This window comes from Actinomycetospora termitidis, assembly GCF_030286555.1.
In the GTDB taxonomy this organism is placed as follows: domain Bacteria; phylum Actinomycetota; class Actinomycetes; order Mycobacteriales; family Pseudonocardiaceae; genus Actinomycetospora; species Actinomycetospora termitidis.
Genome location: NZ_JASVWF010000001.1, coordinates 1,161,642 through 1,182,703, shown reverse-complemented (window position 1 = coordinate 1,182,703; position 21,062 = coordinate 1,161,642). Strand labels below are relative to the sequence as shown.

The following is a 21,062-nucleotide window of genomic DNA, read 5'->3' as shown; positions in this document are numbered from 1 at the left end:
GAGCGTGTTCCAGCAGGCCGCGAGGGGTGCGCATGCACTACGGTCCGTCGCCATGGCCAGCGCGAAGCAGATCGTCGCCGAGCTCGGGCGCCCGGGCCCATACCAGGTCCTGCGCGGGGAGCTCGCGCTGATCGGTCTGCCCGGCGTGGTCTTCACCCCGGCGGCGGGTGAGCTGCTGCCCGCCGTGGCGTTCGGCCACGACTGGCTCAACCCGGCGTCGCGCTACCACGGCCTCCTGCGTCACCTCGCGTCGTGGGGCATCGTCGCCGCCGCCCCGGACACCGAGCGGGGCCCCTTCGCCTCCCACCGCCGGTTGGCGAACGACCTGCGCACGGCGCTCGACGTCGTCTCCTCGGTCCGGCTCGGCGGCACCGCCCGCGGTGCCGCGGTGAGCGTCGACCCCCGCAAGCTGGCGCTCGCCGGTCACGGCATGGGAGCGGGCGCCGCGGTCCTCGCGGCCGCCGCCCCGGCGCACACGACCCGTGTCCAGGCCGCCGGGGAGCCCTACTGGGAGTCCGGCTCGGAGATCGCCGAGAACCGGGGGCACGTGCAGGCGGTCGCGACGATCGCGCTGTCGGAGTCCCGGCCCTCGGCCCAGGACGCCGCCCGGGCGGTGCACCTGCCGGGGATGCACGTCGCGTTCGGCAAGGACCTGGTGGCACCCCCCGCGGCCGGCGCCGAACCGGTCGCCGCCGCGTGGGCGGGGCCGTCGGTGATGCGGACGGTGAAGAAGGCCAGCCACCTCGGGATCGTCGAGGGGAGGCACTGGAGCGACCTGGTGCTCGACGGCAAGGCCGACCTCGGGGTCCTCACGACGGTGAAGGCCCTGCTCACCGGGTTCCTGCTGCACCACCTGAACGGCGAGAAGAAGTACGCCGACGTCGTCGACGGCGCCGTCAAGGGCACCGACGTCCGGGTCTACCGGGAGTCCTCGACCGTCTGACGCCGCGCGAGTGCGACACCACGCGGGATCGGACCCCGCCGGACCTGCGTCACGTCGCACTCGGCGGGCGAGCACTCAGCGGTCGAGCTCACCCGGGTGCGCACGGTCCTCCGGGGCGTCGTCGTCCTCGTCGTCCTCGTCCGGGTCCCCGAGCCCCAGGCCGCCGAGGGCCGCGAGGATCTCCGGCAGCGCGAGCAGGTCCGGCGGGAGCCCTGACGGGTCGTCCGCGGCGGGCTCGGCGTCGGTGCCCGAGAGTCGCCGGAGCACCGCGAGCCGCTCGGCGAGGTCCCGCCAGGTGTCGGCGATCGAGACGTCGGTGCGGTCGGCGACGTCCAGGTAGCGCTGCAGGCGCGTGTCCAGCGCGCCCGCCCACGCCCGGGCCGCGACGGGCATCGCCCCGGGCCCGGGGGCCGGGCCGGGATCGAACGCGGCGAGCGCCCGCGCGGCCGCGGCGCGATCGGTGACGTCGTCGGCGACCGCGAGGCCGGCGGCCTCCACCGTCTCCGCGGTCTCCGCCAGCATCGTCACGATCTCCTGCGCGGCCCGGCCGAGGGCGACGACGCGGTCGGCGACCTCGTCCGCCGAGGGCCCGGACCACTGCTCCCACAGCACACCGGCCTCGTCGGCGAGCGCACGGTGCCGGGCGCGCACCCGGTCGGCGGCCCGCCGGAGGTCGTCGGCGCCCGCGGCGATCGCGGCGAACCGGATGCCGCGCTGCGCCGTGTGCCGGGCCCGCAGTCCCTCGACGTCGACCGGCGGGGCCGGCAACCCGGCCGTCCCGACGAGCGCGACCCGCGCCGGGAGGGCGGCCGCGACCTGGGCGATCCCCGCGTCGCCGGCGGCGAGCAGAGCGTCCGAGGTGTCCGCGCCGAGCTCGGCGAGCCGACGCGGCGGTGGCACCGCGGACAGCGACCCCCGCCGCCCGCCGTCACGCCGTGTCACGCGTCTCAGCGTCCCCCACCGCGCCCGGCGGTTCCACACCGGCCCCTCGGGCTACGCGCGGACCCCGGCCACGAGGTCGGCGAGCCGCCCGGCGACGTCCCGGGCGGTGTCCTCGGTGGGGGCCTCGACCATCACCCGCACCACCTGCTCGGTGCCCGACGGCCGGAGCAGCACCCGCCCGCGCCCGGCGAGCGCGGTCTCCTCGGCGGCGACGGCGTCGGCCACCGCGCTCGAACGCTGCACGGCCGCCTTGTCGGCCACCGGCACGTTCACCAGGACCTGCGGCAGCCGTTCGACGACCGCCGCCAGCTCGCCGAGCGCCCGGCCGGTCGCGGCCATCCGGGCCATCAGGCGCAGGGCCGTGAGCAGCCCGTCGCCGGTGGTCGCGTGGGAGGGCAGGACGACGTGCCCCGACTGCTCCCCGCCGAGGGAGAACGAGCCGGCCCGCAGCTCCTCGAGCACGTACCGGTCGCCGACCGCCGTGGTCCGCACCGCGATCCCGGCCTCCCGCATCGCGAGGTGCAGGCCGAGGTTGCTCATCACGGTGGTCACGAGGGTGTCCTCGACCAGCTCGCCGTCGGCGTGCAGGGCCAGGGCCAGTACGGCGAGGATCTGGTCCCCGTCGACCACCGACCCGTCGGCCGCGACCGCGAGACAGCGGTCGGCGTCCCCGTCGTGGGCGATGCCGAGGTCGGCACCGTGCTCGACGACGGCCTTCGACAGCCCCTCGAGGTGCGTCGACCCGACGCCCTCGTTGATGTTCCAGCCGTCCGGGTCGGCGGCGAGCGTCGTCACGCGGGCCCCGGCACGCTCGTAGGCGCGCGGGGCGGCCAGGGACGCGGCCCCGTGCGCGCAGTCCACGACCACGTGCAGCCCCTCGAGCGGGTGCGGGGTCGCGACGAGCAGGTGGTCGAGGTAGCGATCGAGGGCGTCCGGCACGTCGGTGACGCGCCCGATCCCGCGACCGGTCGGCCGCCGGTCGGAGTCGGCGACGTGCCCCAGGTGCGCCTCGATCTCGTCCTCGAGGGCGTCGGGGAGCTTGTGACCGCCGGCCGCGAACAACTTGATGCCGTTGTCGGGCATCGGGTTGTGCGAGGCGGAGATCATGACGCCCAGGTCGGCCCCGAGCGTCGCGGTGAGGTGGGCGACCGCCGGGGTCGGCAGCACGCCGACCCGCCGGACGTCCGCACCCGCCGCCGAGAGGCCGGCGCAGACCGCCGCCTCGAGCATCTCGCCGCTGGCCCGCGGGTCGCGGCCCACCACCGCCACCGGCCGCGCCACGCCGTCGCCCGACCCCGTCGCTGCGCCCGCCCCGCGCACGACACCGCCCGCGTGCTCGACGAGCACACGGGCGGCGGCGGACGCGACGGAGAGCGCCAGCTCGGGGGTGAGGTCCGCGTTCGCGAGGCCGCGGACACCATCGGTCCCGAACAGGCGACCCATCAGCGCTTCGAGTACTGCGGGGCCTTCCGGGCCTTCTTGAGGCCGTACTTCTTGCGCTCCTTGGCCCGGGCGTCGCGGGTGAGGAAGCCGGCCTTCTTGAGGCCGGGGCGGTCCTCCGGGTCGACCAGGGTCAACGCGCGGGCGATGGCCAGGCGCAGCGCGCCGGCCTGGCCCGACGTCCCGCCACCGTGGAGGTTGGCGAAGATGTCGAACTGCTCGGTGCGCTCGGTCGACACCAGGGGCTCGCGGATGAGCTGCTGGTGGACCTTGTTCGGGAAGTACTCCTCGAACGCCTTGCCGTTCATCGTCAGCTTGCCGGAGCCCGGCACGAGACGGACGCGGACCACGGCCTCCTTGCGGCGGCCGACGGTCTGGATCGGGCGGTCGATCGTCGCGAACACCGGGGCGGGGGCGTCGCCGAAGACCTCGGCGCCCAGCTCGTCGTCGGTGTCGGCGGCGAAGTCGTCGGAGTTCAGGTCCGCGGCCTCGGCGAGCGACTGTCCGCTCTCCGGGGCCTCGGACGTGACCTCGTAGTCGGTCTCGGTCTCGACGGTCGGGTCGTCGGGGGTGGTCACTGGCTCACCTGTCGGATCTCGTACGGCACGGGCTGCTGGGCGGCGTGCGGGTGCTCGGGGCCCGCGTAGACCTTGAGCTTCGACGCCATGGCGCGGCCCAGCCGGTTCTTGGGCAGCATGCCCTTGATCGCCTTCTCGACCAGACGGTCGGGGAAGCGCTCGAGCTCCTCGCCCACGGTGCGCTTCTTGAGCCCACCGGGATAGCCGCTGTGGTGGTAGACGAAGCGGTCGTCCCGCTTGCCGCCGGTCAGGGCGACCTTCTCCGCGTTCACGATCACCACGAAGTCACCGGTGTCGACGTGCGGGGCGTAGGTCGGCTTGTGCTTGCCCCGCAGGAGCTGGGCGGTCTGGCTGGCCAGCCGGCCGAGCACGACGTCGGAGGCGTCGATGACGTGCCAGGCGCGGTCGATGTCGCCGGGCTTCGGACTGAACGTGCGCACGGAAGCTACCTCGTCACGGTCATACTGGGTCTGCGGTACGTCGGTGGGAACGCAGGCGCGGTGGCCGTGAACGCACGGCCGTGTCCACGCTGCGATCTCCGCGCGGCAGACGTTCACCGCGCAACGGCTCTCCAGAGTACGCGGGCACCGCCCCCGGTCCTCCACCCACCCCCGTCAGTAGCGGGCGGCGTTGCGGTGCTCCACGGCGCGGTAGGTCTGCTCGGCCTGCCCGAGCCGCCCGCCGATCTGGCCGAGGACCTGCGCGAGGTCCGCCCACGCGGCGTCGATCTCCCGCTGCCGGGCCTGGTACTGCTCCGCGGCCGCGCCCGTCCATCCCGCCGTCAGCGGCGCGAGCCGGCGCTGCAGGTCGTCGAGCTGGCCCCGGATGCGGGTCGCGGTGGCGGTGACGCTCTGCTGGGCGGCGGAGAGCTCACCGAAGGTCACGCGGATCTCGTTCATCGTCGTCCCCGTCCTCAGGCCAGGGCCTGGGTGATCTGCGAGGTGGACGCCGCGACCTCGTCCTCGGCCGCGCGGTAGGTGACCCCGGAGGCGGTGACGGACTCCGCGATCGCGCCGAGGGCGGCGTTGATGCGGTTCGCGTCGTCGTTCCAGCGCGCCATCAGCTGCGTGAACGCCGTGGACGCGTCCCCCCGCCAGGTCGCCTCCAACGGCACCAGCTGACCGCGCAGCTGCGCGAGCTGGGCGGCGATCTGGTCGCGCACGTCGATCACGTGCTGACCCGCCCCCTGCATCAGCTGCGTCTCGGTCCCGAACTGTCCCGTCACGTCCTGCTCCTCCCGCCGGCTCCTGCTCCCACTCGACGGTGACATCCCGACGACGCCCGTGGGTGCCGTTCCGGCGAACTCGTCGACGGCGGAGACCACCGCGGGGGTCACGGCGGGCTGCGCAGCGTCGAGACCACCCGCGCGCAGGCGTCGAGGACCGCGTCGCGGGAGGGGTCGTCGTGCCGGCAGCCCACCGAGAGCTGGGTGGGCCCGACGAACACGACCACCCAGTCGACCGTCGTCCCCGGCGCGGGGACCTGCCGGTAGGTCGCCACGTCACGCCCGGCGAACGTCGTCTCCGGCTGCAGGTCGGACACGCCGCCCCCGGCGGCGCGGGCCGCCTCGAAACCGGCCAGGAGCTGCGCGCGGGCGCTCGCGGGGTCCGCGGAGGCCAGGGCGCTCTCCTGCACCGCGATCAGGTTCGGCCCGGTCGGCTGCCCCGCGGGCCGGATGCGGCTGCGCCGGGTCGCGCTGTCGCTGCCGTCGGTCGTCCACCCCGCCGGCAGCTCGTAGGCGTGCGCGAACACCGAGACGACGGTGGGCGGCGCGGCGCCGGCCGTCGGGCCGTCCCCGCCGGTCCGCAGCCCGGCCACCGCCAGGATCAGCACCACGACCGCGACGGTCGCCGCCGCCACCGCCGCGGCCCGGCGCCGCGGGGTCCAGCGGCCGCTCCCCCCACCGGGCGTCTCCACCCGGGCCGGCGGGCGGCCGGCCGGGACGAGCTCGTGGGCGATCCGCACGGTGGGACCGTCCGGGTCGATCCGCGGCGTCGGGCCGGCAGGACCGGGCCGGTCGTTCGCGCGCGGGGGCGCGCCTCCGTAGGGATCGGCGTACGGGTCGACGGGCGGCCCACCGCGGGCCCCGGACGGCGTGCGGACTCCCGCGCTGCGCCGGGCGTCCGCCGCCGCGACCGGGCCGGCACCGGCGGGCACCGCGGACGGCGTCCGGTCAGCGGGGCGCCCCTCGCGCGCCGTGGGCCACCCGGGCAGCAGGACGGGTGCGGGCGGAGTGGGACGGGCGGGGGCCGGCGCCCCCGCCTCGGCGGCCGCGAGCAGCGCACCACGGGCCACCACCGTCCGCGGCTCGGGGGGCACGAGCGGGGGCACCCCGAGCTCCCGGTGGACGAGGGTGCCCAGCAGCGGGGTGCGGGCCAGCCCGCCGACCAGTCGCACACCGGCCAGCCCGGAGGCCGCCACCCCGGCGTCGTCGAGGGCGCGGGCGAGCAGGTCGACGAGCCGTTCGCACGGCTCGCGCAGCAGGTCCTCCAGCTCGCCCCGCGAGCACCAGGCGGTACCGGCCGCGCCCGGGAGCGGGATCTCGGCCTGTTCGGCGTCGGAGAGGCGCTCGCGGGCCTCGCGCACGTCCTCGAGGAGGACCTGGCGGTGGCGGCGTCCGGCCAGCGTGCCGCCCGCGGCGACGGCGTGCACGCGGTCGGCGTCCGAGGCGTCGGCGGGCAGCGCCCGCAGGACGTGGGCGAGGACGAGCTCGTCGGCGTCGTCCCCGCCGAACGCGCCCGACCCCCGGTACGCGAGCACGGTCGACCCGCCGTCCACGACGGCCGCCCACGCCCGACGCGCCCCGACGTCGAGGACGGCCAGGGGACCCTCCGCGCCCGGGGCGCCCGCCGGGCGCATCCAGCGGGCGTGCGCGGCCGCGGCGACCGGCTCCGCGACCAGCTCCAGCCCGGCGGCGAGACCCGCCCCGGCCCGCCGCAGGGTCTCGCGGCGTCCGGTGCCCCAGTCCGCGGGGTGGGTGAGCACGAGCGTGTCGGCCCGCTGTCCCCGCAGCGCGGGCCCGGCCCGGTCGACGGCGGCCGCGAGCACCGCCCCGAGCGCCTCGACGACCCCGACCACCCGCGTGCCGAGCAGGAGCGTGCCCTCGTCAACGTGCCGGCGCGGCCGCGGCTCGAACCGGGCGGGATCGGCGGCGGCCCGGGCCCGGGCGGCACTCCCGGTGACCAGGGCGGCGTCCTCGGGCGCGAAGACCGCGGCGAGGTCGAGGTCCGGCTCGCCGACGTCGGCCCCGCCGCCCGGGTCCACGGCGAGGGCCACCCCGGTGTCTCCGAGATCCACCGCGACCCGGCGGCTCACGGGTCACCCCCGCCGTCGTCGGGGACCGGTCGGATCGGCTCGTCCGGGTCCCGCCACGCGAGCTGCACGAGCCGCTCGGGGTCCCGGCGCGTCACCAGCACGACGCGGCCGGGCGGGCGGGGTCCCGGCCGCACCGCGCCCACGAGCGGCCCCTCGTCGCGGCTGCCGTTCCCGACGAGCCCCGGAGTCGCCAGCTCCCGCAGGCGCGCGAGCACCGGCTCGAACATCGCCCGGGAGGTGCCACCGACCCGACGGGCCACCACGACGTGCAGGCCGACGTCCTTGGCCTGCGGGAGCAGGTCGAGCAGGGCGGTCAGCGGGTTGCCGGCCGCGCCCGCCACGAGGTCGTAGTCGTCGACGAGCAGGAAGACCTCGGGTCCGGTCCACCAGGACCGGCTCCGCAGCTGCTCGGGGGTGACGTCGGGTCCGGGCAGCCGGCGGCGCAGCGACGCGACGAGGTCGGTCATCGCCGCGGTCAGGGCGTCCGCGGTGGAGGTGTAGCTGATCAGGTGCTCGGAGTCGACGGCCCCGAGCAGGCCGCGGCGGTAGTCGACGATCATCAGCCGGGCCTGTGCCGGGGTGTACCGGGTGACGACCTGGTGGGCGAGCAGGCGCAGGAAGGCGGTCTTGCCCGACTCGCCGTCGGCGTAGACGAGCAGGTGCGGGTCGGCGGCGGTGTCGAGGAGGACCGGGGCGAGCCGCTCCTCGTCGATGCCGATCGGCAGCAGGTGGCGCTCCCCGTCGCGCGGGCCCGGCAGGTCGGCGACGTCGACCCGGTCGGGCAGCAGGGCCACCGGCGGCACGCCGGGTCCGGGCCAGGCGGCGGTCACGGCCGCGACGATGCCCGCGTCGGGGTGCGCGACCAGCACGTGGCTGCGGTCGGGCGCGATCCCGCGTCCCGGCCGGCCGGCCGGGACGGCGGCCGCCACCCGCCGGTCGACCTCGGACTCCCCCGGGTCGCCGAGCCGCAGCTCGATCCGCGTGCCCAGCAGGTCCTTGAGGGCCGGGCGCAGCTCCGCCCACCGGCTGATGCCGATCGCGACGTGCACGCCGTACGCGAGGCCCGTCGTCGCCAGCGTGGTCACGGCGGCCTCGAGCGCCTCGTGGTCGGCGCGGAAGGCGTGCCAGCCGTCGACGACGAGCACGAGGTCGCCGAACGGGTCGGGCAGGTCCTCCCCCCGGCGCCGCCGCTCGCGCAGGTCGGCGATCGAGTCGATCCCCCGCTCGCGGAACCAGCGCTCGCGCGCCGTGGCCACCGCGCCCACCTCGGCCACCACCCGGCGCACCAGGTCGGTGTCGCCGCGCCCCGCGACGGTGCCGACGTGCGGCAGCCCCGCCAGGCCGCTGAGGGCGCCGCCACCCAGGTCGATCACGTGGAAGCCGAGCTCGTCCGGGGTGTGCGTGAGGGCCGCGGAACAGATCAGGGTGCGCAGCAGGGTCGAGGTGCCCGCCCGGGGGCCGCCCGCCACCACGACGTGCCCGGCCGCGCCCGACAGATCCGCCCACAGCACCTCCCGGCGCTGCTCGTACGGCCGGTCGACGAGCCCGAGGGGGAGCCGCAGGGTGCCGTTCGCGGGGAACCCCGGCGCGTGGCGTCCGCGGTCGGGCGTGTCCTGCAGCGGCGGCAGCAGCGACTCCAGGTCGACGGGGCCCTCGAGGGGTGGCAGCCACACCTCGTGCGCGGGCGGGCCGGCGTCGCGCAGGCGGTCCACGATGACGTCGAGCACGCTCGTCCCGGTGTCCTCGTCGGGTGTCGGGGCGGGGGCCGCGGGCGGCGGGTCAGAGCCGTCGTCGGGCCCGGGCTCCACCCACCCGCCGTGGAACGGGCGCGGCGCGAACGGCCGGCCGCGGCGTCGGGGCGTGGCGCCGGTCCCGGAGGCTCCCGGCCGCCGTGCGGGGCCGGACACGTAGCCGGCGGTGAAACGGACCATCGTCGAGGTGTCCGAGCGCAGGTAGCCGGTGCCCGGGACCGCGGGCAGCGAGGCCGCGTCCGGCACCCCGAGCACGGCGCGGGAGTCCGCGGCCGAGAACGTGCGCAACCCGATCCGGTAGGAGAGGTGGGACTCCAGACCGCGCAGCCGGCCCTCGTCGACGCGCTGCGAGGCGAGCAGCAGGTGGACCTGCAGCGAGCGCCCGAGGCGACCGATCGCCGTGAACACCTCGGCGAGGTCGGGCTTCTGGGCCAGCAGCTCGGAGAACTCGTCGACCACGACGAACAGGGCGGGCAGCGGGGCCAGGTCGGCGCCGCGCTCGCGGGCCCGCTCGTAGTCCGCGACGCTCGCGAGGTTGCCCGCCGCCCGCAGCAGTTCCTGACGGCGGGTCAGCTCGCCGGCCAGCGCGTCCTGCATGCGGTCGACGAGGGCGAGGTCGTCGGCCAGGTTCGTGATCACGGCCGCGACGTGCGGGGCGTCGGCGAGCCCGGCGAAGGTGGCGCCGCCCTTGAAGTCGACCAGGACCAGGTTCAGCGTCGCCGACGAGTGGGTGGTGATCAGGCCGAGCACGAGCGTGCGGAGCAGTTCGGACTTGCCCGACCCGGTCGCCCCGACGCAGAGCCCGTGCGGGCCCATCCCCTCCTGCGCGGACTCCTTGAGGTCCAGCTCGACCGGTTCGCCGTCCTCCCCCAGCCCGAACGGCACGCGGAGCCGGTCGCGAGGGGCGCGTGGCCGCCGGGCGGCGGCGACGTCGAAGGTCTCCGGGCTGCCGGGGACGCCGAGCAGGTCGAGCAGCCCGGGGGCGGCCGGTCCCGCGCCCTCGGGCGCCGAGGCGGGCGTGCGGCACGGCGCGATCCGGCGGGCCAGCGCCTCGGCCTCCGGGTCGCGCAGCACGTCCGGCCGGCCGAACCACTCGACGCCCGCGTCGGTGGCCGCACCGATGCGGTCCGGGCCGCCCCGCGCCGGGTCGGGTGCGACCACGAGCCGCAGCCCGCGGCGGGCGACGAGGGGGTCGAGGCGCGCGTCGAGGTCGATCAGGGTCACCCCGGCCAGGCCCTCCTCGGCCAGGTCGTCCGCCGTCGCCCCCTCGCCGGTCTCCACGACCCCGCCGTCGCAGACGACGACCACGTGCGGCGCGCCCGCGGGTGGGGCGGCGCCGCGGCTGAACCGGGGCCGGTCGGCGAGCTCCGGGCCGAGCCACGAGGTCACGGCGCCGAGCGACGACGCGATCATGCGGACCGGCCCGGCGCCGTCGTGCAGGCGCGGGTGGGCGACGTGCGGGAGCCACTTCACCCATTCCCAGGCCGACCGCGTGGCCTCGTCGGTCACGACGGCGAGCAGCAGGTCGTCCGGGGAGTGGAACGTGACGAGCTGCGCGACGACGGCGCGGGCGAGCGCGCGGCGCCGCTCCCGCCCCACGGGGCTCGCGTCGGGGCCGGTGACCGCGACCGCCGCGAAGGCGCGCAGCGACACCGCGGTCGGCAGGTCCTCGACGACGGAGTGGGCCCGGACGAACCGGCGCAGGGCCGACGTCGTGACCGGTTCGAGGTCGGACACCGGCCCGGTGCGCGGCGGGACCAGGGCGGTGGCGAGGCGCTGCGCCCCACGCCCGACCCGCACGTGCGCGAAGTCCGGGTCACCCGGGCGCCGCTCCCAGGTGCGTGGTCCGCGGGCGAGCCCGGCCAGCGCGTCGGGGTCGGGATGGGTCCACTGCAGGCTGGCCCGTTGCTCGACGGCGACCGCCCGCGCCCGGCGCCGGACCTGGGCGAGGTAGCGCAGGTAGTCCGCCCGCTCGGCGTCCGCCTCGGCCCGCCGCTGGGCACCGCCCCGGGACAAGCCGCCCGCCACCATGCCGAGCGTGGACAGCGCGATCATGCCGCCGAACAGCCACGACGTCGGGTTGTCGATCCCGAGCACCACCACGAAGCCCACCGAGGCGAGCACCATGGCCAGCGGCAGCAGGCGCGCGAGCAGTCCGGCGGGCGCGATCCGCGGTTCCTCGGGCGGCGCCTCGATCGCGAGCTCACCGCCGGGCATGACCGGGGCGGACCCGCGTGGCCCGCGCCGGACGACCTGCGTCCCCACGCCACTCCTCCCGCACGACCTCCTCCGGGGAGAGCCTACGGATCTCCCCGTTCACCCCACCCGGGCGCGGCGTGCTGGCCATACTAGGGAGCCGATCACCCGGTCGGGCACGTTTCGGACTCTTCCGGCCGGGAGCCGCAGGGGCACGGAGGTGAGGCGGGTGAGCACCGGCAACGGCCGGACGACGGCGCTGCAGGGCGCCGCCGCCGCGCGGCCGCCGTCGACCACCGGCCCGGACGTCGCACCGCTGCCCGTCCCGGTCGAGGCCGCCGCCCCCGTCACCCGGGTGTCGGTCCTCGCGCCGACCACCCGCGCCGACCTGGCCCTGCCCGGCGACGTCCCGGTCGGGGAGCTCCTGGGCGTCCTCGTCGAACTCACCGGGGCGGACCGGGCCCGCCCTCCCGTGACCGCGTGGGGGCGGCACGCGCCCGTGCGCAGCGCGGACCGACCGGGCGCCGGGGCCTGGACGCTCGCGCCCCTCGGCCGCGAGCCCGCCGACCCGCGGTCCACGCTGGACGACCTCGAGGTCCTCGACGGCGACCAACTCGTCCTGCGCCGCCGCGACGACGCGGCCCCCGCCCCGCTCTACGACGACGTCGTGGACGCCGTGGCGGAGTCGACCCCACCCGGGTTCCGGGCCTGGGACGCGACCTGGGCGCACCGCACCGGGCTGGTCGCCGGGGTCGTCGGCGCGGCGGCGCTCCTCGGCGCGCTGCTCGCGGCCGGCCGCGGGCCGGGCACCGCGGGCGGCCTGGTCACCGCCGTCGTCGCCGCGCTCGTCGCCCTGACCGCGACCGTGCTGGCCGCGCTCGCGCCGCGTGTCGCCCGGCGGCCGGGTCCGCCCGCGGTGCTCGCCGGCCTCGGTGCGGCCGCCGCCGCGGTGTGCGGGCTGGCGGCCGTCGCGGGGCCGGACGGCGCGCCCCTGACCGTCGGGCTCGGCGGCCCCCACCTGCTGGTGGCCTCGGCGCTGGCCCTCGCCGCGTCCGGCACCGCGCTGCTCGCCGCGCCGCGCACGGACCGCATCGCGCTCGCGGTCGACGTCGCGCTGGCGACCGCCGCCACCCTCGGCACCCTGGTCGGAGCCGTCACCACCGTCGCGGGCGCGGTGGCCGGGGCCCGCGGTGCCGGGCCGGTGGAACCCGCGGCCGTCGCCGCCGGGGCGGGCGCCGCGGCGCTCGTCGTGCTCTCCGCGCTCCCGCGACTGGCCGTGCTGCTCGCGCGCCTCCCGCTGCCCCGGGTCCCGGTCTCGCCGACGGACGACGGGACCGACCCCGAGCCCGGCGACCCGGCCGTCCTCGACCGACGCACGGACCGCGCGCACGCGCTGCTGTCCGGCCTCGCGGGCGGGACGGTGGCGGTCCTGGTCGCGGCGGTCGCGGTCCTCGGGCTCGCTCCCGCCCCCGGGTGGCGCGGCACCGTCGGCGGAATCCTCGCCGTCCTGCTCGTCGTCCTCGCGGCCCTGCGCTCGCGCAGCTACGCCAACGCCGTCCCCGCCTCGGTCCTGCTGCTCGGGGCCCTCACCGGTGCGGCCGGGCTCGCCGTCGGCGTGGTCGCGGCGGCACCGCCGGGCCTGCCCCGGCTCGGCGTGGGCCTCGCCGCCGCCGTCCTCGGTGCGCTGGCGGTGCTGCTCGGGTCGGTCGGGCCCCGTCGGCGCTGGTCCCCCGGGGCGCGGCGGGCGGTGGACCTGGCCGAGGGCGTCGCGATCGCCGCGGTCCTCCCCCTCGCGTGCGCGGTCGCCGACCTGTTCGCGGTGGTGCGGGTGCTGTGAGTGCGCGGACCCTGATCGTCGGGGCGGCGACGGCGGCCGCGGTGCTGATCGCCCCGGTCGCCGCCGCACCCCGGCCGGCCGCCGGGACCCAGGGACCGATCGCCGTCGCACCGCCGGACCCGCCACCGCCGGACGCGGCCGCTCTCGCGGCCCTGCCGCGGCGCCCGGACGCCCTGCCCGGCCTGGTCCGGCTCGGTCCGTGCCCCGGCGGGGTCACCCCGGGCGCGCTGGAGTCCGTGACCCCGGAACCGGACGCCGTCCCGGGCGCCGACGGGCGCGGGGCGGTCGTGGCGGTCGTGGACTCCGGCGTCGCGGCCCACCCCCGCCTGTCCGGTGGCGTGAGCGACGCCGGAGACTTCCTCGCCGCCGACTCCGCCCGCGACGACTGCGACGGTCACGGCACCGCGGTGGCCGGAGTGGTCGCCGCCGCCCCCGGTCCGGACGACGGCGTCGTCGGGGTCGCGCCGGGTGCGGCGGTCGTCGCGGTGCGCGCCGAGAGCGCCTGGTTCTCCTCGGACGCCGGCCCGACGGGCGACGAGGCCCTCCTCGCGCGGGCCGTGCGCGCGGCCGTGGACACGCCGGGGGTGGACGTCCTCACCCTCGCCCTCGCGGCCTGCCGCCCGGCGGCGGAGCTGATCGGCGGCACCGTGCCCGCGCTCGGGGCCCTGCGGGCCGCGCTCCGCGACGCGACCGAGCGGGACGTGGTGGTGGTCGCCGCGGCCGGCAACGTCGGCGGCGCGTGCCCGGCCAACGACCCGGCGGGCGCCGGGCAGCGCGTCGTCACGGTCCCGGTCCCGGCGTGGTTCGGCTCCGACGCCGACGTCCTCGCCGTCGGCGCCCTGGACGCCGACGGCGCCCCGGACCGCTCCTCGCTCGCGGGCCCGTGGGTCGGGCTCGCGGCGCCCGGGGCGGTCCCGGCGGCCCTGGACGCCCGCTCGGGTGGCCTCACCGCGGACCTGACACTGCCCGGCTCGGCTCCCGGACCCGTCGTCGGGACGAGCTTCGCGGCCGCCCGGGTCGCGGGTGCGGCGTCGCTGCTCCGGGCCCGCTTCCCGACGATGCCCGCGCGCGAGGTGGTCGCCCGGCTGCGCACCACGGCTGCGCCCGTCCCGGGTGGCACCCCACCGACGGTCGGAGCCGGGGCGCTGGACGTGGCCGCGGCCCTCGCCGGCCGCCGGCCGGACCCGCCTCCGCCGCCCGAGCCCGCGCCGGTCACGGGCGGCAGGACCGGCTGGGCCCTCGGCGTCGGGGCGGCCGCCGTCGCGGCCGTCCTCGTGGGGGTCGGAGTCCGGCGCCGGAGGGCCCGGTGAGCCGGCCGGACGGCCCGGGACTCGGACGCCTCCCGATCACCGGGGTCCTGGTGGCCGAGATCGGCCTCGCGGTCGCCCTCGGCCTGCTCGCGCTGGAGGCGGGGCTGCTCCCCCTCGCCGGCGTCGTGGTCTCGCTCGCCCTCGTCGCCGGTCTGGTCCGGGTGCGCGGCGAGCTCGTCGGCACCTGGGCGGCCCTGGCGCTGCGCCACCGCCTCCGTCCCCGCGAGGTCCCGGCCGCCGAGCCCGGGGAGGGGCTGGGGCTCCCGGGGGTGGACGCCGCCGTCGGACGGATCGACGTCGTCGACACGCGGGACCACGACGGCCGGCCGGTGGCGCTGCTCGGCGGGCCGGACGGCGCCTGGAGCGCGGTCCTCGTCCCCGAGGCCGAGGATCTCCCGCTCCTGCTGGACCCGACGACCACCGACGCTCCCCCCGCGACGCTCGACCCGGTCGACCGCGTCGGCGGAGGACTCGGCGGGGTGCCGCTGTCGGTCCTGGCGGGCACGCTCGCCGACCGGGGGGTGGTCCTCGACGCCGTGACCGTGGTGCGCCACGTCCGGCCGGGTGGGGCCGAGAGCCCGGCGCGGACGGCACACCGCGAGGTCCTCGGCCCGCTCTCCGACGCCGCGCACCGCAGCGTGTGGCTGGTGGTCCGACTCGACCCCGGCCGGTGCCCGGACGCCGTCACCGCGCGCGGCGGCGGGGTGCTCGGGGTGCGCCGGGCCCTCGTCGGATCGCTCGCCCGCATCGGCCGGGTGCTCGCCGACCACGACGTGCCGGTGCGCCCGGTGGACCGCGACGGGCTGCGGGAGGCCGTCGCGGTGGCGGCGGGCTCCGACCTGGACCGCACGCCCGGCGGGGTGCAGGAGCGCTGGGACGCCGTCGTGATCGGCGAGGTCGGCCACGCCACGTGGACCGCCACCGCGCTCGACCCCCGCGGGCTCGACCTGGACGCCCTGGTCGCCCCGGACGCCGTGTGCACGACGGCACTGGCGCTCGTCGCCGCGGACACGCCGGACGAGGTCGGGGTGGACCTGCGGGTCCGCGTCACCGCCCACACCCCGGCCGAGGTGGTCGCCGCCGGTCGGGAGCTCGTCGGCGTCGCCCGCGCGCGAGGGGTCCGGCTCGAGCCGCTGCACGGACGGCAGGGCGCCGGTCTGCGCACGACCCTCCCGTTGGGAGCCCGATGAGTCGCCGCTCCCCCGCGCGTCCCGCGCCCGCGGTCCGGCTGCCGGTCGCCGCCCTGGACGGGGTCGTCGCCCCGGTGGCGCCGGCCGGGATCGTGCTCGGGTCCGATCCCGGAGGGGCTCCGGTCACGCTGGCCGTCCTGCGTCCGGTCCCGACGCGCGTGGTCGTGCTCGGGGCGCTGCACCTCGCCCGGCAGATCGCGCTGCGCTGCGTCGCCCAGGGGGCCCACCTCGACGTGGCCACCGGGCGGGTCGCCGCCTGGGAGGTGGTCGGCCGGGCCGCCGCCGACCCCGCCCGGGTCCGCGTCGGGACCGAGCCCGACGCCGACCCCGGGCCGGCCGCGCGGGAACCCGGGGACACCGGAGGGCTGCTCGTCGTCCACGACCGGGGAGCCGTGGCCCAGGGCCCGGGCGCCCCGCACCGCCCGTGGCGCTCGACGATGGTGGTGCTGCCCTCGCTCTCCCCGGCCGTCGCGGACGCCGCCGACGACGCCGACGTGGTGCTGCTGGGCCGGATGCCCCCGCAGGAGGCCGACCTCGCGACGCGGCTGTGGCGGCTGACCGAGCCGATGGCGGAGACCCTGCGCACCCTGCCCGACCACGGCGTGGTCGCCCTCGGACGCAACCTGTGGCGCCGGCTCGACCTGGTCACCGCGGACCGCGAGACCGCGATCCTCGGCCCGGTCCGCCGCGCCTGATCCCGCTCAGCGGTCGAGCGTCCGCACCGCCCGGGTCACCGTGGCGCGATCGGCGAGGTCGGCGTCGGCGGGGTAGTCCACGCCGACCAGGCGCAGCCCGTGGGCGGCGACGACGTGCACCGCCGAGGAGCGCCGGGTCGCCGTCAGCAGGGACGCGGGCCAGTCCACCGGACGACGCCCCTCCCCGACCGCGAGCAGCGCCCCGACCAGCGACCGGACCATCGAGTGGCAGAAGGCGTCCGCGGAGAGCCGCGCCTCGAACACGTCGTGCTCGTCCGCGCTCGGGTGCCAGGACAGGTGCTGGAGCTCGCGGATCGTCGTCGCCCCGGCCCGGGGTCGGCAGAACGCCGCGAAGTCGTGCTCGCCGAGCAGGCGGTCACTCGCGTCTCGGAGGGCGGTCACGTCGAGCGGGCGGGGCCATCGCAGCGTGTCGCGGGCCCGCAGCGGCTCCGGGCCGGACGGCGCGGTGCACACGCGGTAGGCGTAGTGCCGGCGCACGGCGGAGAACCGGGCGTCGAAGCCGGGGGGCGCGACACGGACGGCGTGGACCCGCACGTCGGGCGGGAGCATCCGCGCGAGCCGCCCCACCAGCCCGTCGGGCACCACGCCCCCGGCGGTGAGCACCGCGTGGCCCGGGACCAGGTCCGTGTGCGCCACCTGCGCGTCGGCGTGCACCCCGGCGTCCGTGCGACCGGCCACGGTCAGCGCCACGGGGGCCCGCGCGAGGGTCGCGAGGGTCTCCTCGAGCACGCCCTGCACCGTGCGCAGGCCCGGCTGACGCGCCCAGCCCGCGAAGTCGGTGCCGTCGTAGGCCAGGTCCAGCCGCAGCCGGACCACGGCCGGAGACACCCCGGGCCCGCCGTCGTGGTCGACGGCGGGCCCGGGGTGGTCGTGCACGGGAGCGGGTCCGGTCAGGACTCGTCCTTCTTGTCGTCGTCGGTCGAGAGACCGGCGGCCTCGGCGGCGTTGTCCGCCATCGGCTCCGGCACCTCGTCCGTCGCGCCCTCGGCCTCGTCGGCGGCGGTGTCGTCGGCGGTGTCGGCCGCCGCCTGCGCCTCGGGGACCTCGACGTCCGCGTCGGTCCCGACGGCCTCCTCGGCCGCGGCACCGTCGGCCGTGGTGTCGTCGGACTCCGCCGCGGCGATGGTCGCCGCGGTGGCCGCGGCACCGGTGGCGGCGCCGCCGACCTCGGTCTGACGCGAGGCCGCCGAGCGGGTGGCCGCCGACGCCTCGGTGGAGGCCAGCTTCTCGTTGACCAGCTCGATGATCGCCATCGGCGCGTTGTCGCCCTTGCGGGGCAGCGTCTTGACGATGCGGGTGTAGCCGCCGGGCCGGTCGGCGAAGAACGGGCCGATCTCGGCGATCAGGCGGTGCACGACGTCCTTGTCACGGATCTGCCGGGAGATCTCGCGACGGTTGTGCAGGTCGCCCTTTTTCGCCTTGGTGATCAGGCGCTCGGCGTACGGGCGCAGGCGCTCGGCCTTCGCACGCGTGGTGTGGATCTTCCCGTGCGTGAACAGCGACGTGGCCAGGTTGGCCAGCAGCAGCTTCTGGTGCGCGGGGGACCCGCCGAGGCGGGGGCCCTTGGTGGGCTGGGGCATTCTCGTGCTCCTGTCTCGGGCGCCTTTCCTCCCCGGCCCGCCAGCGGGCCGGGGAGGGGGCAGTACGTCAGAGCTCTGGGGTGACTAGAGCGCTGTGCTGGCTAGAGCTGTTCCGTCTCGGCGTAGTCCTGGCCGTCGTCCGTGCCGAACGACCCGTACCCGCCGCCTTCGCCGTAGGAGTCGTATCCCTCCGACGGGTAGTCGGACGCGGCCGCGCTCGGGTCGAACCCGGGCGGGCTGTCCTTGAGGGCCAGCCCGAGGCCGGCCAGCTTCATCTTGACCTCGTCGATGGACTTCGCACCGAAGTTGCGGATGTCCAGCAGGTCGGCCTCCGACCGGCCGACGAGCTCGCCGACCGTGTGGATGCCCTCCCGCTTGAGGCAGTTGTAGGACCGGACCGTCAGGTCGAGGTCCTCGATGGGCATCGCGAACGCGGCGATCGAGTCGGCCTCGGCGGGCGAGGGCCCGATCTCGATGCCCTCCGCGTCGACGTTGAGCTCGCGGGCCAGGCCGAACAGCTCGACGAGCGTGCGGCCGGCGGACGCGATGGCGTCGCGCGGGGTGATCGACGGCTTGGTCTCGACGTCGAGGATCAGCTTGTCGAAGTCGGTGCGCTGCTCGACGCGGGTCGCCTCGACCTTGTAGCTGACCTTGAGCACCGGCGAGTAGATCGAGTCGACCGGGATGCGGCCGATCTCGGCACCGGAGGCCTTGTTCTGGGCAGCGGGGACGTAGCCGCGGCCACGCTCGACGACCAGCTCGACCTCGAGGCGGCCCTGGTCGTTCAGGGTCGCGATGTGCAGGTCCGGGTTGTGCACGGTCACGCCGGCCGGGGGGACGATGTCCCCCGCGGTCACGGTGCCCGGGCCCTGCTTGCGCAGGTACATCGTCGCCGGCTCGTCCTCCTCGGAGCTCACGACGAGCTCCTTGAGGTTCAGGATGATGTCGGTGACGTCCTCCTTCACCCCCGGGACGGTGGTGAACTCGTGGAGGACCCCGTCGACCCGGATCGAGGTCACGGCCGCGCCCGGGATGGACGACAGCAGGGTCCGCCGCAGCGAGTTGCCGAGGGTGTATCCGAAGCCCGGCTCGAGCGGCTCGATGACGAACCGCGACCGGGTCTCGTCGACCGGCTCCTCCGAGAGGGCCGGGCGCTGGGAGATCAGCACTTCTGGTGTTCCTTCCGGTGCTCGGGCATCCGCTATTTGACGCCGAACGGTGGAACCGGGGCCGGCAGGCTGCCGACCCCGGTGGGGTCGAGCCCTACTTCGAGTAGAACTCGACGATCAGCTGCTCCTGCACGGGCGTGTCGATCTGGGCCCGCTCGGGCAGCTGGTGCACGAAGATGCGCAGCGACTCCGGGACGACCTGGAGCCAGCCGGGGACCGGACGGTCACCGAAGGACTCCTTCGCGTCCACGAAGGGCAGCATGTTCCGCGACTTGTCGCGGACGTCGATGATGTCGTACTGCGTCACCCGGTAGCTGGGGACGTCCACCTTCTGGCCGTTGACCAGGAAGTGGCCGTGCCCGACCAGCTGGCGGGCGGCGCGTCGCGTCCGGGCGAGCCCGGCGCGGTAGACGACCGAGTCGAGACGCGACTCGAGCAGGCGCAGGAACTCGTCGCCGGTCTTGCCCTCGCGACGGTTCGCCTCCTCGTAGTACTTGCGCATCTGCTTCTCGAGCACCCCGTAGGTGAAGCGGACCTTCTGCTTCTCCTGGATCTGCATGAGGTACTCGGATTCCTTGATGCGGATCCGACCGTGCTGCCCCGGGGGGTACGGACGACGCTCGAAGGACTTGTCGCCGCCGACCAGGTCGACCTTGAGGCGGCGGGACTTGCGCGTGACAGGACCGGTGTAACGGGCCATGACTGTTCTCCTCCCCTACCTCAGACCCGGCGCCGCTTGGGCGGGCGGCAACCGTTGTGGGGCTGCGGGGTGACGTCGGAGATGGTCCCGACCTCGAGGCCCGCGGCCTGCAGCGAGCGGATCGCCGTCTCGCGGCCCGAACCCGGGCCCTTCACGAAGACGTCGACCTTCTTCATGCCGTGCTCGGCCGCCTTGCGGGCCGCGTTCTCGGCGGCCATCTGGGCGGCGAACGGCGTGGACTTGCGCGAGCCCTTGAAGCCGACGTGGCCGGCGGAGGCCCAGCTGATCACCGCGCCCGACGGGTCGGTGATCGAGACGATCGTGTTGTTGAAGGTGCTCTTGATGTGCGCCTGGCCCTGGGAGATGTTCTTCTTCTCCCGGCGGCGCACCTTCTTGGCGCCTGCGGCGCCGGTACGAGTCCTGGGTGGCATACGGAAACTCCTGGTGAGGTGATCGGGCCCCGCTTACTTGCGGGTGGCCTTCTTCTTGCCGGCGACGGTCTTCTTCGGGCCCTTGCGCGAGCGGGCGTTGGTCTTCGTCCGCTGGCCGTGGACCGGGAGGTTGCGCCGGTGACGCAGGCCCTGGTAGCTGCCGATCTCGACCTTGCGCCGGATGTCCGCCTGGACCTCGCGACGCAGGTCACCCTCGACCCGGAGGTTCTGCTCGATGAACGCGCGGATCGCCGCGGCGTCCTGATCCGACAGGTCCTTGCTGCGGAGGTCGGGGTCGATCCCGGTCTCCGCGAGGATCGTCCGGGACTGGCTGCGGCCGATCCCGAAGATGTAGGTCAGCGCGATCTCCATCCGCTTCTCGCGGGGGAGGTCGACGCCGGAAATGCGTGCCATGTGGCGACGTACTCCTCGTGTCGATGGGAGGTGTCGGACCCCGCCCGTCCCGGTGACGTCGTCATCGGGCCCCGGCCTCCCGCCGGGGGTGGTTCCGCCGGGACTGTGCCGACGTAGGTACGGGGGTGTTCTCGTCGTCCGGGCGGGCCCGGACGGTGGGCGTCAGCCCTGGCGCTGCTTGTGCCGCAGGTTGTCGCAGATGACCATGACCCGCCCGTGACGGCGGACCACCTGGCACTTGGCGCAGATACGCTTGACGCTCGGCTGGACCTTCACGATCTCGTCCTCGCTGCCTGCTCTGCTCGGTTCACTTGTAGCGGTAGACGATGCGGCCGCGCGACAGGTCGTACGGCGAGAGCTCGACCACGACCTTGTCCTCGGGGAGGATTCGGATGTAGTGCTGCCGCATCTTGCCGCTGATGTGTGCCAGGACCTTGTGCCCGTTCTCGAGCTCGACCCGGAACATCGCGTTGGGCAGGGGCTCGACGACCCGGCCCTCGACCTCGATGGCGCCGTCCTTCTTCGCCATGTCCTCCGCACTTCTCTCGCG

At 76.6% G+C, this 21,062-nt stretch carries 21 protein-coding genes; 5 read left to right on the top strand and 16 right to left on the bottom strand.

The window, feature by feature from the left end:
- Nucleotides 1-52: 52 nt before the first annotated feature.
- Entirely contained in the window at nucleotides 53-943 is an 891-nt protein-coding gene (locus tag QRT03_RS05910) for a dienelactone hydrolase family protein (RefSeq protein WP_286051565.1), read from the top strand.
- A gap of 75 nt (nucleotides 944-1,018) precedes the next feature.
- On the opposite strand, the gene QRT03_RS05905 is transcribed toward QRT03_RS05910, so the two are convergent.
- The 8 genes from QRT03_RS05905 to eccCa all read right to left on the bottom strand — a co-directional run bounded on the left by QRT03_RS05905 (nucleotide 1,019) and on the right by eccCa (nucleotide 11,234).
- Nucleotides 1,019-1,885, bottom strand: coding sequence for a WXG100 family type VII secretion target (locus QRT03_RS05905; RefSeq protein ID WP_286051564.1), 867 nt, complete (start codon nucleotides 1,883-1,885; stop codon nucleotides 1,019-1,021).
- Nucleotides 1,886-1,936: 51 nt separating this feature from the next.
- Nucleotides 1,937-3,328 carry a phosphoglucosamine mutase gene (glmM, locus tag QRT03_RS05900; RefSeq protein WP_286051563.1) on the bottom strand — a complete coding sequence of 464 codons (1,392 nt, stop codon included), beginning with the start codon at nucleotides 3,326-3,328 and terminating at the stop codon, nucleotides 1,937-1,939.
- On the bottom strand, nucleotides 3,328-3,903 hold the full coding sequence (gene rpsI, locus QRT03_RS05895; protein ID WP_286051562.1) for a 30S ribosomal protein S9: 576 nt from the start codon (nucleotides 3,901-3,903) through the stop codon (nucleotides 3,328-3,330). The genes glmM and rpsI overlap by 1 nt, the downstream gene beginning before the upstream one ends.
- Nucleotides 3,900-4,343 carry a 50S ribosomal protein L13 gene (gene rplM / locus QRT03_RS05890; protein WP_230755904.1) on the bottom strand — a complete coding sequence of 148 codons (444 nt, stop codon included), beginning with the start codon at nucleotides 4,341-4,343 and terminating at the stop codon, nucleotides 3,900-3,902. Before rplM ends, rpsI begins: the two co-directional genes overlap by 4 nt.
- Before the next feature lie 174 nt (nucleotides 4,344-4,517).
- The gene (locus tag QRT03_RS05885; protein WP_286051561.1) at nucleotides 4,518-4,802 is read right to left on the bottom strand and encodes a WXG100 family type VII secretion target; all 285 of its coding nucleotides are present in this window, start codon (nucleotides 4,800-4,802) and stop codon (nucleotides 4,518-4,520) included.
- Nucleotides 4,803-4,816: 14 nt separating this feature from the next.
- On the bottom strand, nucleotides 4,817-5,128 hold the full coding sequence (locus QRT03_RS05880; protein ID WP_286051560.1) for a WXG100 family type VII secretion target: 312 nt from the start codon (nucleotides 5,126-5,128) through the stop codon (nucleotides 4,817-4,819).
- 107 nt (nucleotides 5,129-5,235) lie between these two features.
- Complete coding sequence (locus QRT03_RS05875) at nucleotides 5,236-7,218, bottom strand: type VII secretion-associated protein (protein WP_286051559.1); 1,983 nt, start codon at nucleotides 7,216-7,218, stop codon at nucleotides 5,236-5,238.
- Complete coding sequence (gene eccCa / locus QRT03_RS05870; protein WP_425604779.1) at nucleotides 7,215-11,234, bottom strand: type VII secretion protein EccCa; 4,020 nt, start codon at nucleotides 11,232-11,234, stop codon at nucleotides 7,215-7,217. Before eccCa ends, QRT03_RS05875 begins: the two co-directional genes overlap by 4 nt.
- 160 nt (nucleotides 11,235-11,394) lie before the next feature.
- On the opposite strand from eccCa, the gene eccD reads away from it, so the two are divergent.
- Genes eccD through QRT03_RS05850 form a run of 4 tightly spaced genes read left to right on the top strand, consistent with a single transcriptional unit; the run spans nucleotide 11,395 to nucleotide 16,197 of the window.
- Nucleotides 11,395-13,002 (top strand): type VII secretion integral membrane protein EccD, encoded by a 1,608-nt coding sequence (gene eccD, locus QRT03_RS05865; protein WP_286051558.1) that lies wholly within the window; start codon nucleotides 11,395-11,397, stop codon nucleotides 13,000-13,002.
- Nucleotides 12,999-14,312: a S8 family serine peptidase gene (locus QRT03_RS05860; RefSeq protein ID WP_286051557.1), complete on the top strand. Its 1,314-nt coding sequence runs from the start codon at nucleotides 12,999-13,001 to the stop codon at nucleotides 14,310-14,312. Before eccD ends, QRT03_RS05860 begins: the two co-directional genes overlap by 4 nt.
- Nucleotides 14,309-15,502 (top strand): type VII secretion protein EccE, encoded by a 1,194-nt coding sequence (gene eccE, locus QRT03_RS05855; RefSeq protein WP_286051556.1) that lies wholly within the window; start codon nucleotides 14,309-14,311, stop codon nucleotides 15,500-15,502. The genes QRT03_RS05860 and eccE overlap by 4 nt, the downstream gene beginning before the upstream one ends.
- On the top strand, nucleotides 15,499-16,197 hold the full coding sequence (locus tag QRT03_RS05850) for a hypothetical protein (RefSeq protein WP_286051555.1): 699 nt from the start codon (nucleotides 15,499-15,501) through the stop codon (nucleotides 16,195-16,197). The genes eccE and QRT03_RS05850 overlap by 4 nt, the downstream gene beginning before the upstream one ends.
- Before the next feature lie 6 nt (nucleotides 16,198-16,203).
- Here the strand turns inward: QRT03_RS05850 and truA are convergent, their stop codons facing one another.
- The 8 genes from truA to infA form a co-directional block, all read right to left on the bottom strand.
- The gene (gene truA / locus QRT03_RS05845) at nucleotides 16,204-17,025 is read right to left on the bottom strand and encodes a tRNA pseudouridine(38-40) synthase TruA (RefSeq protein WP_286052073.1); all 822 of its coding nucleotides are present in this window, start codon (nucleotides 17,023-17,025) and stop codon (nucleotides 16,204-16,206) included.
- Nucleotides 17,026-17,108: 83 nt separating this feature from the next.
- Nucleotides 17,109-17,798 (bottom strand): 50S ribosomal protein L17, encoded by a 690-nt coding sequence (rplQ, locus tag QRT03_RS05840; RefSeq protein ID WP_286051554.1) that lies wholly within the window; start codon nucleotides 17,796-17,798, stop codon nucleotides 17,109-17,111.
- 101 nt (nucleotides 17,799-17,899) lie between these two features.
- Entirely contained in the window at nucleotides 17,900-18,967 is a 1,068-nt protein-coding gene (locus tag QRT03_RS05835; RefSeq protein ID WP_286051553.1) for a DNA-directed RNA polymerase subunit alpha, read from the bottom strand.
- Nucleotides 18,968-19,061: 94 nt separating this feature from the next.
- The gene (gene rpsD, locus QRT03_RS05830) at nucleotides 19,062-19,667 is read right to left on the bottom strand and encodes a 30S ribosomal protein S4 (RefSeq protein WP_286051552.1); all 606 of its coding nucleotides are present in this window, start codon (nucleotides 19,665-19,667) and stop codon (nucleotides 19,062-19,064) included.
- A gap of 20 nt (nucleotides 19,668-19,687) precedes the next feature.
- Nucleotides 19,688-20,098: a 30S ribosomal protein S11 gene (gene rpsK / locus QRT03_RS05825; RefSeq protein WP_286051551.1), complete on the bottom strand. Its 411-nt coding sequence runs from the start codon at nucleotides 20,096-20,098 to the stop codon at nucleotides 19,688-19,690.
- 33 nt (nucleotides 20,099-20,131) lie between these two features.
- Entirely contained in the window at nucleotides 20,132-20,512 is a 381-nt protein-coding gene (gene rpsM / locus QRT03_RS05820; protein WP_286051550.1) for a 30S ribosomal protein S13, read from the bottom strand.
- A 162-nt stretch (nucleotides 20,513-20,674) separates the two neighbouring features.
- Nucleotides 20,675-20,788 carry a 50S ribosomal protein L36 gene (gene rpmJ, locus QRT03_RS05815; RefSeq protein ID WP_018330934.1) on the bottom strand — a complete coding sequence of 38 codons (114 nt, stop codon included), beginning with the start codon at nucleotides 20,786-20,788 and terminating at the stop codon, nucleotides 20,675-20,677.
- Between the two features lie 31 nt (nucleotides 20,789-20,819).
- The gene (gene infA, locus QRT03_RS05810) at nucleotides 20,820-21,041 is read right to left on the bottom strand and encodes a translation initiation factor IF-1 (RefSeq protein ID WP_018330933.1); all 222 of its coding nucleotides are present in this window, start codon (nucleotides 21,039-21,041) and stop codon (nucleotides 20,820-20,822) included.
- Nucleotides 21,042-21,062 lie beyond the last annotated feature (21 nt).

Excerpts from the sequence above, each read along its gene's own strand:
- rpsD (WP_286051552.1), bottom strand. The coding sequence starts at position 19,667 with ATGGCCCGTTACACCGGTCCTGTCACGCGCAAGTCCCGCCGCCTCAAG.
- rpsM (WP_286051550.1), bottom strand. The coding sequence starts at position 20,512 with ATGGCACGCATTTCCGGCGTCGACCTCCCCCGCGAGAAGCGGATGGAG.
- rplQ (WP_286051554.1), bottom strand. The coding sequence starts at position 17,798 with ATGCCCCAGCCCACCAAGGGCCCCCGCCTCGGCGGGTCCCCCGCGCAC.
- glmM (WP_286051563.1), bottom strand. The coding sequence starts at position 3,328 with ATGGGTCGCCTGTTCGGGACCGATGGTGTCCGCGGCCTCGCGAACGCG.
- QRT03_RS05885 (WP_286051561.1), bottom strand. The coding sequence starts at position 4,802 with ATGAACGAGATCCGCGTGACCTTCGGTGAGCTCTCCGCCGCCCAGCAG.
- QRT03_RS05910 (WP_286051565.1), top strand. The coding sequence starts at position 53 with ATGGCCAGCGCGAAGCAGATCGTCGCCGAGCTCGGGCGCCCGGGCCCA.
- rpsK (WP_286051551.1), bottom strand. The coding sequence starts at position 20,098 with ATGCCACCCAGGACTCGTACCGGCGCCGCAGGCGCCAAGAAGGTGCGC.
- infA (WP_018330933.1), bottom strand. The coding sequence starts at position 21,041 with ATGGCGAAGAAGGACGGCGCCATCGAGGTCGAGGGCCGGGTCGTCGAG.
- QRT03_RS05850 (WP_286051555.1), top strand. The coding sequence starts at position 15,499 with ATGAGTCGCCGCTCCCCCGCGCGTCCCGCGCCCGCGGTCCGGCTGCCG.